At 33.6% G+C, this 14,894-nt stretch carries 16 protein-coding genes; 6 read left to right on the forward strand and 10 right to left on the reverse strand.

Annotation, left to right across the window (positions count from 1 at the left end; genetic code table 11):
* Window positions 1–7 precede the first annotated feature (7 nt).
* The 3 genes from ACRASX_RS04850 to ACRASX_RS04860 form a co-directional block, all read right to left on the reverse strand.
* Window positions 8–1,465, reverse strand: coding sequence for a DUF5687 family protein (locus ACRASX_RS04850; RefSeq protein WP_432222605.1), 1,458 nt, complete (start codon window positions 1,463–1,465; stop codon window positions 8–10).
* 151 nt (window positions 1,466–1,616) lie between these two features.
* Window positions 1,617–2,294 (reverse strand): hypothetical protein, encoded by a 678-nt coding sequence (locus tag ACRASX_RS04855; protein ID WP_432222606.1) that lies wholly within the window; start codon window positions 2,292–2,294, stop codon window positions 1,617–1,619.
* Window positions 2,295–2,304: 10 nt separating this feature from the next.
* Window positions 2,305–2,640, reverse strand: coding sequence for a PadR family transcriptional regulator (locus tag ACRASX_RS04860; protein ID WP_432222607.1), 336 nt, complete (start codon window positions 2,638–2,640; stop codon window positions 2,305–2,307).
* 129 nt (window positions 2,641–2,769) lie between these two features.
* Between ACRASX_RS04860 and ACRASX_RS04865 the strand changes: the two genes are divergently transcribed.
* Together ACRASX_RS04865 and ACRASX_RS04870 are read left to right on the forward strand one after the other, a co-directional pair.
* Window positions 2,770–3,822, forward strand: a complete 1,053-nt coding sequence (locus tag ACRASX_RS04865) for a ferredoxin--NADP reductase (protein ID WP_066312098.1) — start codon at window positions 2,770–2,772, stop codon at window positions 3,820–3,822.
* Window positions 3,823–4,108: 286 nt separating this feature from the next.
* Complete coding sequence (locus ACRASX_RS04870; RefSeq protein WP_432222608.1) at window positions 4,109–4,318, forward strand: hypothetical protein; 210 nt, start codon at window positions 4,109–4,111, stop codon at window positions 4,316–4,318.
* A gap of 58 nt (window positions 4,319–4,376) precedes the next feature.
* On the opposite strand, the gene ACRASX_RS04875 is transcribed toward ACRASX_RS04870, so the two are convergent.
* Window positions 4,377–5,387 carry a glycosyltransferase family 9 protein gene (locus tag ACRASX_RS04875; RefSeq protein WP_432222609.1) on the reverse strand — a complete coding sequence of 337 codons (1,011 nt, stop codon included), beginning with the start codon at window positions 5,385–5,387 and terminating at the stop codon, window positions 4,377–4,379.
* Window positions 5,388–5,596: 209 nt separating this feature from the next.
* Entirely contained in the window at window positions 5,597–6,205 is a 609-nt protein-coding gene (locus tag ACRASX_RS04880; protein ID WP_432222610.1) for a DUF4254 domain-containing protein, read from the reverse strand.
* Between the two features lie 100 nt (window positions 6,206–6,305).
* Here ACRASX_RS04880 and upp point away from each other — a divergent pair, with 100 nt between their 5' ends.
* Complete coding sequence (upp, locus tag ACRASX_RS04885; RefSeq protein ID WP_066312105.1) at window positions 6,306–6,959, forward strand: uracil phosphoribosyltransferase; 654 nt, start codon at window positions 6,306–6,308, stop codon at window positions 6,957–6,959.
* On the opposite strand, the gene ACRASX_RS04890 is transcribed toward upp, so the two are convergent.
* Window positions 6,954–7,883, reverse strand: a complete 930-nt coding sequence (locus ACRASX_RS04890; RefSeq protein ID WP_432222611.1) for a DUF6427 family protein — start codon at window positions 7,881–7,883, stop codon at window positions 6,954–6,956. The genes upp and ACRASX_RS04890 overlap by 6 nt on opposite strands.
* Before the next feature lie 132 nt (window positions 7,884–8,015).
* Here ACRASX_RS04890 and ACRASX_RS04895 point away from each other — a divergent pair, with 132 nt between their 5' ends.
* On the forward strand, window positions 8,016–8,246 hold the full coding sequence (locus tag ACRASX_RS04895; protein ID WP_066312107.1) for a DUF6341 family protein: 231 nt from the start codon (window positions 8,016–8,018) through the stop codon (window positions 8,244–8,246).
* A gap of 41 nt (window positions 8,247–8,287) precedes the next feature.
* On the opposite strand, the gene purD is transcribed toward ACRASX_RS04895, so the two are convergent.
* Window positions 8,288–9,559 (reverse strand): phosphoribosylamine--glycine ligase, encoded by a 1,272-nt coding sequence (purD, locus tag ACRASX_RS04900; protein WP_432222612.1) that lies wholly within the window; start codon window positions 9,557–9,559, stop codon window positions 8,288–8,290.
* Window positions 9,560–9,709: 150 nt separating this feature from the next.
* On the opposite strand from purD, the gene ACRASX_RS04905 reads away from it, so the two are divergent.
* Complete coding sequence (locus tag ACRASX_RS04905; protein ID WP_432222613.1) at window positions 9,710–11,020, forward strand: phenylacetate--CoA ligase family protein; 1,311 nt, start codon at window positions 9,710–9,712, stop codon at window positions 11,018–11,020.
* Window positions 11,021–11,060: 40 nt separating this feature from the next.
* The gene (locus tag ACRASX_RS04910) at window positions 11,061–11,588 is read left to right on the forward strand and encodes an ORF6N domain-containing protein (protein WP_432222614.1); all 528 of its coding nucleotides are present in this window, start codon (window positions 11,061–11,063) and stop codon (window positions 11,586–11,588) included.
* Window positions 11,589–11,603: 15 nt separating this feature from the next.
* Here ACRASX_RS04910 and ACRASX_RS04915 read toward each other — a convergent pair whose 3' ends face one another.
* The 3 genes from ACRASX_RS04915 to ACRASX_RS04925 all read right to left on the reverse strand — a co-directional run bounded on the left by ACRASX_RS04915 (window position 11,604) and on the right by ACRASX_RS04925 (window position 14,865).
* On the reverse strand, window positions 11,604–12,377 hold the full coding sequence (locus ACRASX_RS04915; RefSeq protein WP_432222615.1) for a glycosyltransferase family 2 protein: 774 nt from the start codon (window positions 12,375–12,377) through the stop codon (window positions 11,604–11,606).
* Between the two features lies 1 nt (window position 12,378).
* The gene (locus ACRASX_RS04920) at window positions 12,379–13,731 is read right to left on the reverse strand and encodes an exopolysaccharide biosynthesis polyprenyl glycosylphosphotransferase (RefSeq protein ID WP_432222616.1); all 1,353 of its coding nucleotides are present in this window, start codon (window positions 13,729–13,731) and stop codon (window positions 12,379–12,381) included.
* A gap of 150 nt (window positions 13,732–13,881) precedes the next feature.
* Window positions 13,882–14,865: a UDP-glucuronic acid decarboxylase family protein gene (locus tag ACRASX_RS04925; protein ID WP_432222617.1), complete on the reverse strand. Its 984-nt coding sequence runs from the start codon at window positions 14,863–14,865 to the stop codon at window positions 13,882–13,884.
* Window positions 14,866–14,894: the final 29 nt, after the last annotated feature.

Here is a 14,894-nt window from a genome sequence, read left to right on the forward strand (position 1 = left end):
TTCTCAACTACTTCTTTTGTTTGTATGCGGCGATCGTTGAATATTTTTCGGATTTATATTTTTTTTCGATAAAAGCAAAAACGCTGTTTCTAAAAATAAAACCGAGCACTCCAGCACCTGCCACCAACGCGAGTCCAATTGTAGTATTGTCAAAATACAGGCCTATTCCATACAATAAAACAGGAAGAATTATTTTTGGTAGCGTAAGCAACATCGCACTAACATTAAATGCTTTTTTATCGCCAAAAGCACCTTTGCTAGAGGTTAGGTCGATTGGTGTTTTAGTGTAAGCACCTCCCAATAAAACCAAATGCGAATTAACGCCAATGTTGTAGATCGCGCCCACTACGATTAATAAATAAAATTGCCATCCTACATAAATATAAAAAGAAGCTAAAATGGTGGAGATAATAGTTGCAATTACGATTAACCACCATTTGGCATTAAGATAACCTCGGTACGGAATATTTTGTGTCATCATCAATTGATAGTAGGAACTGTCCCAACTAGGAACAAATTGACCAAAGACAAACAAGAATCCGCCAGAGACAAAAATTCCAGCAAATATTTGCATCGCTGCCGGTTGTGTAGAATTAAAGAAGATAAAACCGTAAAACAAAAACAAGAAGCTCATGAGAATCGTCGTTTTTGAACGTTTATTTCTTTTAATTAATTTAATGTCATTTTTAAGAAAAGTACCTAAAGTACCAAATTGATTGAGCCAAGTCAAGTTTTCGGTTCGGGCGATATCATGCTTCTCTGATAGTCCAGCATCCAAAAATAAATTATTTTTAAAGAATTTGAATGTTAGTACATACAACAGCGCAAAAACTATAAATGGCACTATAACCACTATTGTATTTTGGTACAGCGCCTGAAAAAATGGTGCCGTATGTTGTGTAATATCAAAATACTGATAATATTGTAAAGCGGCTAACACACCAACCAGTACCAAGAAAAAAGTAAAAAGCTTATCTATATTGCTTAGTAATAAATTTAAAAAATTATTGCAATAGATCATGCAAAACATTGCAAGACTCCAGGCAATAACACCAAGAGCATCATAACCTTCGATCAATAATACGATGGAAAATGGCACAAAGAAAAAGACATGAATTAAATTAAAAAAGGCTAGAAATGTTTTCCAAAGTGAAAAATGAACGATGCTGTTTTTTTTAATATTCATTACCAAAAGTGGTTTAATATTTACCACCGGAATAGCTTGAAAAATCAGCCGGATCGCCAGATCAAAAAAGAAATAATAAATCAAAAATTTATTGATGGTTGCCAACGGTTCCAAACTCATCTTTTTGAGTACATAAAAAGCACCAACTCCCATGGCTAAAAAAACGACTGTAAAGTATAGTACCAAAAAAGCCATTAAAATTTTTAAAACGATGTTGGTTCCAAAAGAAGCAGACCGTGAAAAAGACTTCCATTCGAGATAAATAAAATTTTTAAACATAATACATGTATATAAGTTTTCTAGTTGGTATTAAAATGTAAGAAAACGTTACAAATTATTTTATAATCTACTCTGAAAGCGTGGTTTTAAGCGATTACTTTTTTTGAAGTTGGATTGTAAAAGTAAAAATCTAGTTTGCTAGTTTACTCCATTAGAGTATTTGGTATTTTGCTTTTAACTGATAATGTTTTGTCAATAGCACAAAAGAGCTTATACTGTAAAATAGATACAAAAACACAAAAATCAAAGAAATGATATTTCTGTTGGATGAAGTAGTATCTGGCAAAATTGGTAATATGTTAAAAATAAAGCCAACCGCATAAAGTACCACCAAAACGAATCTTCGATCATACACCTTGGAGAACGTAGTAGTAAAGTTTGATTTAAACATTAAGATTTTGCCGACTACGTAAATTATAAAAGCGGCCAACAACGAAACTTTTAATGCTATTCTTGTAGTTTTTATAAACGGAGTGGTACTTTCAAAATTATAAATGAGCGTGGTTAGAGATGCCGCGATAAGTACTAAAAAAACTAACGCCCACTTTAATTCGTTTCTTACAATTCTAGACATTTTGTCCATTGCTATTTTGGGTCCCGAAAGAGAATAACATACTGAAAAACCAAGCGTAGTCGTTTTTAGTTGTCTGTTCCATTTATCGAAAACTATTTGTAAAGCATTTTCAAAACCAATATTTTTATCAGATAAAATGGTTTCTATCTCGGTAGCAATATGATCGATAACTTCGTATTTAATGTCGGAGTATGTGAGAGTATTCAAAACCAAAGTTTCATCGATAAGTGCAATTTGTTTGGTGGTTAGTTTCATAGTAAACGGTTTAAAATTCTAATTTTAGATTAACTAATGATTGCATATTTCGTATAAAATTTTCTAGTTCAACAAGTCGATTCGCCGTTTCTTTTCGACCGGATTCTGTTAGTTTATAATATTTACGCAACCTATTGTCTACTCTTTCTATTTCGACATCCAACAATCCTTCGGCCTCTAATTTATGCAAAGCAGGGTACAAAGCACCTTCGGTAATAATAAGTTCTCCCAATGTAATTGCTTTTACTTTTTGCGTAATTTCATAGCCGTACATCTTATCATTTTCTTCCAATAACTTCATAATTATGGTATTTAAACTTCCCTTATATAATTGTGAATTTTTCATTTGTCTTATGCTTTTGAAACACAAATATACATAACTTTCTTATACATATGATTCTTATGTATAGTCAATATCATTTTCTGTTAAGTAAAAACAAATTTCGTTTATTATCTTTGCCTAAAAATTAGCATTATGCCTTCATTCAAAAAACTTACTATAAAAGAAGTAAAGCGCGAAACTCCAGGGGCAGTTTCAATACTTTTTAATGTACCACAAGAATTACAACCCGACTATACATTTGTTGCGGGTCAATATGTTAACTTACGTTTAACCATTGATAATCAAGAAATAAGAAGAGCGTACTCTATTTGTTCTTCACCAGAAAGCGGCGAATTGCGTATTGCTGTCAAAGCCGTAAAAGACGGATTATTTTCGCAGTTTGCTACTACAAAATTAAAGGCTGGTGATTTATTGGAAGTAGGACAACCAGAAGGTAAATTTATATTTGAACCAGACGCAGATCGTCAAAAAAACTATGCTGCTTTTGTAGCCGGTAGCGGAATTACGCCAGTACTTTCGATCATAAAATCAGTTCTAAAAAGCGAACCAAAAAGCTCATTTGTATTGGTTTACGGAAATAAAACTGCCGAAGAAACTATATTTCATGAGCAGTTACACGATTTACAGTTGCAATATGTTGGTCGCTTTTTTGTTCATTATGTTTACAGTCAATCTAAAGTAGAAAATGCTTTGTTTGGAAGAATTGAGAAATCGGCTGTGAATTTTGTATTGAATAATAAGCACAAAGAATTAGAATTTGATAAGTTTTATCTTTGTGGTCCCGAAGTTATGATTAACACGGTTACAGAAATTTTAAAAGAAAAAAATGTAAAAGATTCGGCTATTAAGTTTGAGCTATTTACTTCTTCCTCTGAAGAAAATGTGATCAATGCTTCTCTCGAAGGACATTCGAAAATCACAATTTTAGTAGATGATGACGAGGTTACTTTTGAAATGTCTCAAAAACAAACCATTTTAGATGCTGCGCTAAAGCAAGGAATCGATGCACCTTATTCTTGCCAAGGCGGAATTTGCAGCAGCTGCTTGGCTCGCGTAACTTCTGGAAGTGCCGAAATGTCTAAGAACTCTATTTTAACTGATAAAGAAATTGAGAGTGGACTGATTTTGACTTGTCAAGCGCACCCAACATCAGAAACTATCTATGTCGATTATGATGATGTCTAGCAAATAGTATGCAGATGACAGATCTTAGTTGGAAGTCTGTAGTTTTGTAAATAATTAAAATGAACACGCAGATTTGGCAGATTCGCAGATTTTTTATCCCTAATAAATCTGGCACAATCCGTATAATTTGCGTGTTTTATTTTTTATTTAGAATTGCTTTGACACCAACACTTAAAATCCTTTGAAGATGAAAAATCCTCGTGAACTTTTCAAAAACAAACCACATCTTCTCGAGGAAAAAGAAGTAGAAGATCTTTTAGATTATTGTTAAAAATTGCAAGATGAATTGATTGATTTAAAATTCGACCAAAAAGAAAGCAAACAACTCATTATGCTCGACATGCTCAAGGAAATTGTAAAAGCTTGTGAAGCAGCCGAAAAACAACAAAAAGAGTTCATCCGTTTTGGACTAGAACCGCCCGATTTTGAAGAATCTATTTCAAATCTCAAAAGATTTTTGACGCTGAGATGTCGTGAAAATGGAATTTGGTTGTGAAAAAATTCAATAATATTCCGATTTTACTACTACTTCAAAAATTGAATTATCTTACTATTTAGCCTAAATAAGACTGAACAGTCGAAACCACTTCTTGTGGAAAAATAGTTCGCATGGCCTCTTGATAGTTTTCAACAACTTTATTTCCATACACCGAAGTGGGCAGTAACGGATACTTTTCTCTGTCTGAAACTAAAGCAGTTTCTAGGGATTGATTGAACGGTAAAAAACCCGCGTAAGGATGCGTTGCACCCCACAACGTGATGACTTTTATTCCTAACATTGCTCCAATGTGCGCGTTTCCAGAATCCATAGAAAGCATGACATCGAGGTTGCTAATCAATTTTAATTCTTCTTGAAATTTAATTTTTCCGGCGAAATTAACAACGTTTTTAAAAGGCTTTGCAATACTCTCTAAAATTTCGATTTCTTTTGCTCCACCTCCAAAAAGTAAAATGGTGTGCTCTGTATTATCAGCCAAACTTGCAATGACTTCTTGCATTAAATCTAATGGATATACTTTAGCGTCGTATTGCGCAAAAGGAGCAATACCGATTAATTTATCGTACTTCACTCCTATCAAACGGGTTATTTCTGCGCTTAAAGTGGCTTTTTGGGGGAAAGCTGGATTTGATAAATCTATTGTAAATCCTAATTCTTCAAACACTTTTAAATGTCTTTCAAACATGTTCGGTTGCTGTTTGAAAATTTTATTTTCGGCGCGTGTTAGTTCTTTTTTTCCTTGACGACCTTTATCTACGGCTGCCACTTTTTTTCCGCTCAGAGAGAAAAGATTCCGAACAATTTGCGAGCGCAAGACATTGTGTAAATCGGCAAAAGCATCTATTTTAAGTTTTTTTAAATCTTTGTACAACCGAAGTAATCCTAAAAATCCCTTCTGTTTTTGTTTTTCATCAAAAGCAAAAAAAGTAAGATTTGGAATTCCGTCAAAAAATGGTTTAAAGAATGGACGTGAAATTACCGTCAGTTTTACTGCTGGATTTTGTTCTACGAAAGCACGCAAAACTGGAACGGTCATCGCGACATCTCCCATAGCAGAAAGTCTCATGACGGCAATATGTTGAATTTTAGCTGACAAATTACAAATGTTTATGCTCGACTATTACCTGTCCTAGCCCAGATTGAAATGAAAATCCCGGAGCAAAAAAAGAAAAGTTTCTTGTTCTAAAAAAGCGACCAACGGAAGCTCTTTTTAGAACAATAGAAACTATACTTTTTTTGTGAGGAATTGTAATGGAAAGCTGGAAAATGCTCCAACTAATATTTTTTATTTTGATATAAAACTGGATTCAAATCATCATCGTTGTACATTTTCATTTGCTTGTACACTTTCATAAATTTGTCACCATTCTCGATGTCGTTCAATAAATCATCAATCGCTGTAGACAAATCACTTCTTTGCTCCAAAAGCACATTTAGTTTTTCCTGGCATTTATCTCTATGCTCTTGCGAAGCTGCTGCACGAGTTGCTTCTTCATTCATATGATAAATTTTCAAAGCTAAAATTGACAATCTATCAAATGCCCAAGCTGGACTTTCTGAGTTAATTTTTGCTCCGTCTTTTACTTTGACCTCATTGTATTTTTGTAAAAAATAACCGTCAATATATTCTACCATATCCGTACGCTCTTGATTGGAAGCGTCAATTCTTCTTTTTAAAGCCAAAGCTGCGACAGGATCAATTTGCGGATCACGAATGATATCTTCAAAATGCCATTGAACCGTGTCGATCCAATTTTTCAAATATAATAGGTGCTCAAATTTATCCTTCGGGAAAGGATTATTTATTGGCTGGTCCACATTATCAAACTGATGATAATCTTTGATACTTTGTTCGAAAACAGAATAAGCTAATTTTGAAAACATGATTTTATATTTAGTAAGAGATACAAAGATACTTTTTATACATTTATGGTTCTCAAAAAAAAATTAAACTTTAGCCTTTTTAAACTCAAATTAAAAAATCATGCAAATTCATTATTTATCTGAAAACAACAGCGTTTTAAATCACTTTTTGGGGCAAATTCGAAACGTAAATGTTCAAAAAGACAGCATGCGATTTAGAAGAAATATTGAGCGGATTGGCGAAATAATGGCGTACGAAATCAGTAAAAATTTAGCGTATAAAAACGTCGAAATACAAACGCCATTAGGAATTAAAAATACCACAGAAATCGCCGACGACTTAGTTTTGTGCTCGATATTGCGTGCCGGTTTGGCGTTGCATATTGGTTTTTTAAATTACTTCGATGGTGTCGAGAACGGATTTGTTTCGGCCAGTCGTCATCATCCTAATAACGACAGCGAATTTGTGATTTTAGTAGAATATCAAGCACTAACTTCTTTAGATGACAAAACCCTTTTGCTAGTTGATCCAATGTTGGCCACTGGACATTCGTTGGTTGCTGTTTTCGAAAAATTGATGCAGAACAGCACTCCAAAAGAAATTCATATCGCAGTAGTTATAGCCGCTCCCGAAGGAATTGCGTATGCAAAAGCAAATTTACCAGACAATTGCCATTTGTGGGTTGGCGTTTTAGACAGTCATTTGAACGAGAAAAATTACATCGTTCCTGGTTTAGGTGATGCAGGCGATTTGGCTTACGGTACTAAATTATAATTGCGCAAAAAAGACAAATAAACTGCATAGAATTAAAGCTCCAAAAGTTAATTCGTTAGTGATTTTCTGCTGCACAAATTCGATCTGACTCGTGGCCATAATTGCTAAAGGCGCAACTGTAAAGACTAATAAATCATTGCTTTTATCTGGAGAAACTAAATACACTAAAATGGCAATAAAAAAGTAAGCCACCACTTTTTTATAAGAAGAATGCAGTAATAATGGACGTTTAGATAAACTAGTTACCATTAAAAAAACAAAACATAAAGCAACAGTAAAATAGATGGACAAGGCCCAATTTTGTGAACTTTTAGCAAAGTAGGAAATACTGAAATCCATATGCGCTCTGTTTTGATAGTACGAAAGAATATCAATATTAAACAGCAATGCGAAGGCAATAAATAAAGTTCCTACAGCGAGTAAAGCTATAAATGGTAAAATCCAGTTTCGATAATCGCCTGCAACGTGAAAAATTATCGATATAAAAACCAGTACTAAAAATAAAATGCACCAAAATTGAAACAAAGAGGCTACAATAATCCATAGAGATGCATCAAAAATTTTCTCCTTAGCCGATTTTAAAGATTGTAGCGATATTAAACGACGCAAAGCCAATAAGAGAAAAAAGTTTGCCAAAATAATATTGGACTTACTAAACGAATCTGGAAAAAAGACAAACAGTAAAAAGTAAAAAAACACTACATAAGTATTGTCTTTACTCAGGCCGTTCTTTTTAGTAATGAAATTCGTTACCAATATAGAAGCTAAAATAACACTAATCAATACTACTTTTTCTACAATAGAAATAGCGGATCCAAACCAAGACAAATCTTGAAATTGATATATAAAAAAGAACAACAGCATTAAAATTATGATTAAAGAATAATTTAATGGTGTAGATTTTTTAAAAACACTTGTAATCATAAGGATATTTTATACTTTTGTGACTGTAAATATAATACTTGTTTAAAAAACGAAACTAACTTGTTGGAAAAAGATTCTCAATCTTACTTCAATACGCTATAAAACAATAAATAACATAATAATTTATAAATTATGAAAGCATTTTTTGAAGGAATAAAAACTCTTTTTGTTGATTTTTTACTTGTGCCGCTAGATCTTATCCGCGCGTTAGAGTTAAAATCATGGTTCGGTGCTAACGCAATCAACTGGATCTTCATGATTATCTGCGCATGTGCAATCGTATACTGGATTAAACAATTACGCATTTTTGATGACGCGGGAACAGAAAATCAAGACACAACGGCTCACTCATTTTTAAAATAATAAAAAAGTCCTAATCGTTGATTAGGACTTTTTTAGTTTTACTACAAATCGTTTCCGATATCGCGCCTAAAATACATTTGATCAAAATGTATTTTATCTATGTTTTGATATGATTTCTTAATGGCCTCTTTAAAGTCCTCTCCATAAGAAGTGATTGCAAGTACACGACCTCCGTTGGTTACTACTTTTCCACTTTCTAGCGAAGTTCCCGCATGAAAAACAATAGAATCGGTTATTTTTTCAATACCTGAAATTTCCTTTCCTTTTTCATACTCTTCTGGATAACCACCTGAAACCACCATAATGGTTGTTGCACTTCTAGGATCAATTTCTAAATCGATAGTATCCAATTCTTGTTTAGCAACTGCTTGAAACAGTGCTACCAAATCCGTTTTTAATCTTGGAATTACGACTTCGGTTTCTGGATCTCCCATTCTAACATTATACTCAATAACAATTGGTTCGTTGTTCACATTAATTAAGCCGATAAAAACAAACCCCTTATATTCAATTCCGTCCTTTTGAAAGCCGTCAATTGTTGGTTTAACGATACGTGTTTCGATTTTTTCCATCAAGACATCGTCTACGAAAGAAACTGGAGAAACAGCTCCCATTCCGCCTGTATTCAATCCCGTGTCACCTTCACCAATTCGTTTGTAATCTTTAGCCGTTGGTAAAATCTTGTAATTTTTTCCATCCGTTAATACAAAACAACTCAATTCAATTCCGTCCAAAAATTCTTCGATTACGACTTTAGAGCTCGCTTCGCCAAATTTTTGTCCTATCAACATGTTTCTTAATTCCGTTTGAGCTTCCGCTAGATCTTGAATAATCAAAACACCTTTTCCTGCTGCTAAACCATCCGCTTTTAACACGTACGGCGGTTGCAACGTTGTCAAGAAATCACATCCTTTTTCTACCGTTTCAGCCGTAAAACTGTCATAAGCTGCTGTCGGAATGTTGTGACGTACTAAAAATTCTTTTGCAAATTCTTTACTTCCTTCTAATGTTGCACCTACTTTTGACGGACCAATTACTGGAATATGCTGCAGACTTTCGTCGTTTTTGAAATAATCATAAATACCTTTTACCAAAGGATCTTCTGGACCAACAACGACCATGCTAACATTTTCTTTAATCACAAATGTTTTTATCGCTTCAAAATCGGTTGCACTCATAGCGACGTTCGTTGCAATCGCTGCTGTACCTGCATTGCCTGGTGCTACAAAAAGTTTTTCACAAAGCGGACTCTGAATCATTTTCCATGCAAAAGCATGCTCTCTTCCGCCTGAACCCAGTAATAAAATTGTCATGTTGTAGTTGTATTTAGTTGCTTGCCCGCCTTTTGGAGGATCTGCAAAAATAATTGCTTTTGTACGTAAAAAATAATTAATTTTTAAAAACTTCGTGATTCCCGAAAGATAATTGCCGCTAAAGAGTATTTTTGAAAAAAATAAGCATTTATGTTTCGACTTTTTGATCTTTCGCTGCGGCTTAACGGCTTCCCCATTCAGGAAGCAAAAGCACAATTGAAAGAAATTCTGAAACTTAAAGAGAAGGAATACCAAAATTTTTTAGAAAACAAAAAGATGGAAATTGTACATTTTCATTTAAAAAATAATCTTTTTTATCAAGATTTAGTCGGTGTAGAAAACATACCTCAGTGGGAAGATCTTCCAATACTGACTAAAAAAGATTTGCAACAACCTTTACAAAATAGACTTTCCAAAGGATATTCGGTTAAAAATAGTTTCGTCAATACAACCTCGGGTTCTAGTGGAACTCCGTTTATTTTTGCGAAAGATAAAAAAACTCATGCTTTAACTTGGGCATCCAATATGTTGCGATTTGGCTGGTACGGTATTGATTTTAACTCTTCCTATCAAGCTCGTTTTTACGGAATTCCAAGTGATTTTATCGGAAACAAAAAAGAGCGTTTCAAAGATTTTTTAAGTCATCGATTTCGATTTCCTATTTTTGATTTGTCGGATTCTGTTTTAGAAGGTTTCTTGAAAAATTTTCAAACTAAAAAATTCGATTACCTCAACGGTTATACGAGCTCAATTGTTCTATTTGCCAAGTTTTTACAACAAAAAAATATAGTTTTAAAAGAGGTTTGCCCCACTTTAAAAGTTTGTATTGTGACTTCTGAAATGTTGTTTGAAAGTGATAAAATACTGCTTGAAAAACAATTCGGAATTCCGATTGTCAATGAATATGGTGCTTCTGAATTGGATTTGATTGCTTTTGAAAACCCGCAAGGCGAATGGCAAGTCAATGCAGAAACTTTATTCATCGAAATTCTAGACGATAACAATCAAGTGTTGCCTTACGGCGAAATGGGAAAAATTGTAATCACTTCTTTGTTCAATAAGGCACATCCATTTATTCGCTACGAAATTGGTGATTTGGGTATTTTAGATGAAAAAAGCACACTTCAAAAACCAATTCTCAAGCAACTTATCGGCAGAACGAATGATTTTGCCCATTTGCCAAGTGGCAAAAAAGCGCCAGGATTGACGTTTTATTATGTGACTAAAAGTTTAATTGAAGACGATGGAAAAGTAAAGGAATTTATCATCAAACAAACCAAAATCGACACATTTGAAGTTGATTACGTAAGTGAAAGTGAATTAACTTCTGCGAAGATGGATCAAATTCAAAAAGCAATTGCTAGTTATTTAGAACCCAATTTGAAATTTACTTTTAATCGAAAAGCAGTTTTAAATCGAAGCAACCGCGGAAAATTAAAACAATTTACTTCATTTATATAAAGTAAATAAATTCCTATATTTGTGTTTTATTTTCAAACCTATGAGCGCAAATCTTATACTTTCAGAAGAGACTATTTCGAATGCCATTTATTACATCCGAAATCAAAAAGTAATGCTTGACAGAAATTTAGCTGTACTTTACGGAATTGAAACGAGAGTTTTAAAACAAGCTGTTAAAAGAAATATTTCAAGATTTCCCGGAGATTTTATGTTTGAACTCACGAAATTAGAATTTGAAAATTGGAGGTCACAATTTGTGACCTCCAATTCAGACAAGATGGGTTTGCGTTACGCTCCAATGGCTTTCACCGAACATGGAATACTGATGTTATCTAATGTCTTAAAGAGCGATACAGCCATTCAGACCCACATACAAATCATGCGAATTTTCACGAAGGTGAGACAAATGCTACTTGATACCACCGAAATGAAATTGGATATTGTTCAAATTCAAAAGAAATTGGAGAATCAAGGTAAAAATATTGAACTGGTTTTTTCTTATTTGGATGAACTAACAGATAAAAAAGAAACAGAAAAACCGAGAACAAAAATTGGTTTTAAAAAGTAATCGCTTCGCTAGCAATTACGTCATATTCTTTACGTATTTCGTTTTAATCACTAATTGGGTGAATAAAAAACCAATCATACAAAGCGACGCTTTCAGCAAATTATACTTATGAAAATTGCGATAAACGCCAAAATTATATTTCAGTAATTTAACTTTAGATGCTGAAATAGAATTGTCTCGTACGCGATAAAAAGCCAGACTTTCGGTTACTGGTTCTGCCTTCTTGATTTGTTTTAAAATAGTCAACCACAATATCCAATCTTGTCGCTTTCGGCTCTTATCAATCGTAATTTTTCCAAAATAATCGGTACTATAAATTCCAGTAAGATTTCCGATATAATTACAAAAAAACAATTGTCTGTAACTTAGAATGCTTGGCGCCTCTACTCTTTTATGTAAAATTTGTCCGTTTTCATTAATACAGTCGTAATACGAAAAGGTAAACGGAACTTGCGTTTCCACTAAAAAATGAACCTGCTTTTCAAGTTTTTTAGGCTTCCACAAATCGTCTGAATCTAAAAAAGCGATATACTTTCCCGAGGCTTTTTCGAGTGCAAAATTTCTAGCTACACCTGTTCCACTATTTTTATTTAAAGAATGGAATTGTATTCGATTGTCGTTTTTTACATAGTTCAAAATCAGTTCAGCCGTATTATCAGTAGAACCATCATCGATAATAATCATTTCCCAATTTTCATAGGTTTGATTTAAAACAGATTTTATCGTTTCAGCAATAAAGGCTTCCGAATTAAAAGCAGGAGTTATAATAGATACTAACGGTTCTTTCATACTAATACGCTTTTTCATCTCCTTTTAAGATATTATATATCGTCTTTAAGATAATTTCAATATCTAGTAAAATAGACCAATTCTCCATATAAAAAATGTCATATTTGAAGCGATTAATAATATCTGAATCATTTTCTACTGCACCACGGTATCCTTTTGTTTGTGCCAATCCAGTAATTCCAGGTTTAATAAAATGGCGAATCATAAAATTATTCACTTTCAAAGCATACTGTTCGGTATAACTGATCATGTGCGGTCTTGGTCCGACGACCGACATTTCTCCCTTTAATACATTATAAAACTGTGGAAATTCGTCCAAACTAGTTTGTCTTAAAAATTGGCCTATTGCTGTCACTCTAGAATCAACTTTAGAAACTGGATCGTATTTCTCATCCTTAGAAAATTGCATCGATCTAAATTTGTAACAAGTAAAGACTTTATTACTTAATCCATTTCTTTGGTGTTTGTAAAAAACGGGTCCTTTGGATTCCAGCTTTATTAAAAAAGCTAAAATAGGAGTTAACCAACTTAAAACTCCCACAATAACGAGTACTGAAAACAAGATGTCAAAAATACGCTTCGCAATTTTATTGTATGTCTCGTACAAACGAATGTCTCGTAATGCAACTATGGGCAGATAACCGTAGTACTGAAAAACATAACTTCCCGATAAAATCTGGTTGTCATCCGGAATAAATTTAAGCGTTTTTAAATTATTATTTGCAAAGTCAATGAGCATTTGTATTTGAGGTTGAGTTAAATCACTCATCGCACAATACACCTCATCCATCTTGTTTTCGATTATAAAAGAAAATGCTTCCTGTAACTCCTTTTCAATATTTTCTTCTAGTGAAAAGGAGTTACAAACCTTATATCCATATTCTAAATTTTCGGAGAAAAAGGTCTGTAAAGGCGCTACTTTCTCAGGAGAACCTATTAAAATTACTCTTCTTAAATTTCCGCCGTAATGCAATCGGAATTCCTTTAAAAAATAATAGATGACTAATTTTAAAATAACAATGCAAGATGCAACACTTCCTAAATAACTAAACAGTGTTGTAAAACTTGTTTGCTCACCATACAAATAAACAATAGATAATAGAGAAATAGTAAACAATACAAACTGTTTAACAGCGCAGTTGAGTATACTGACTACATTGGTGTACCGATATACTTCATAAAAACCAAGCTGTGCAGCTATAATCAGCCATACGGAACTTAAAAGCAGGTAAAATGGAACTTCTCTTTGTGGAAAATTAAAAAAATAAAAGCCAAAAAAACTAAGTATCAAAACATCAGACACATAGGAAAAAGGGCGAATATACCCTGAATATCTTCCTGTTGTATTGCGCATGTACGTTTGGTTTAGTGAATTTTATGGTATACGGATCAATTTACATCAAAATCAAAATTCACTTACAGAGTTATCCGAGAAATTTTACTATTTGTAAACTACGCTAAAAAGTTACTTTATGATAAAAAAAACGTAACTTTTGGCTATTTTTTATTTGATATACTCTGAAAAGTCCTTGTGTTCTTCTTTAGAAAGTTCCTCTTTGGACAGCGATTTAAAATAATCGTAGGTAATTTTCATTCCTTCGCTGCGATTCACTTTGGCTTCCCAACCTAAAATTTCCTTAGCTTTAGTCGTATCTGGTTGTCTTTGTAACGGATCGTTTATTGGCAACGGATGATACACCACTTTCTGGTTCGTTCCGGTAAGCTTTATGATTTCTTCAGCAAAATCTTTAATGGTAATTTCGTCTGGATTTCCAATATTTACTGGATACACATAATCAGAATGCAGCAATCTAAAAATACCTTCTACTTGATCGTCTACGTAACAAAACGATCGCGTTTGCATTCCGTCTCCAAAAATGGTTAAATCTTCGCCACGCAGTGCTTGACCAATAAAGGCCGGAATAACACGCCCGTCGTTTAAGCGCATTCGCGGTCCATACGTATTAAAAATACGGACAATTCTAGTTTCTAAACCATGAAAAGTATGATAAGCCATGGTAATTGATTCTTGAAAACGCTTGGCTTCGTCATATACTCCGCGAGGTCCTATGGTGTTTACGTTTCCATAATATTCTTCGGTTTGTGGATGAACTAATGGATCTCCGTAAACTTCGGATGTCGAAGCGATTAAAATTCGCGCTTTTTTTACTCGGGCCAAACCCAATAAATTGTGTGTTCCTAGAGAACCAACTTTTAAGGTTTGAATCGGAATTTTTAGGTAATCAATTGGACTTGCAGGTGATGCAAAATGCAAAATATAATCTAACTCTCCTGGAACGTGAATAAATGTGGTAATATCATGATGATAAAACTCAAACTGCTCTAATTTAAATAGATGTTCAATATTCTTTAAATCGCCCGTAATCAAGTTGTCCATTCCGATAACGTGATAGCCCTCTTTGATGAATCGATCGCACAGATGTGATCCTAAAAACCCAGCTGCTCCAGTGATAAGTATTCTTTTCATTTGTATGCTTTATATCTCAACTCTAACTT

The organism is Flavobacterium sp. TMP13 (assembly GCF_050847115.1).
In the GTDB taxonomy this organism is placed as follows: Bacteria; Bacteroidota; Bacteroidia; order Flavobacteriales; family Flavobacteriaceae; genus Flavobacterium.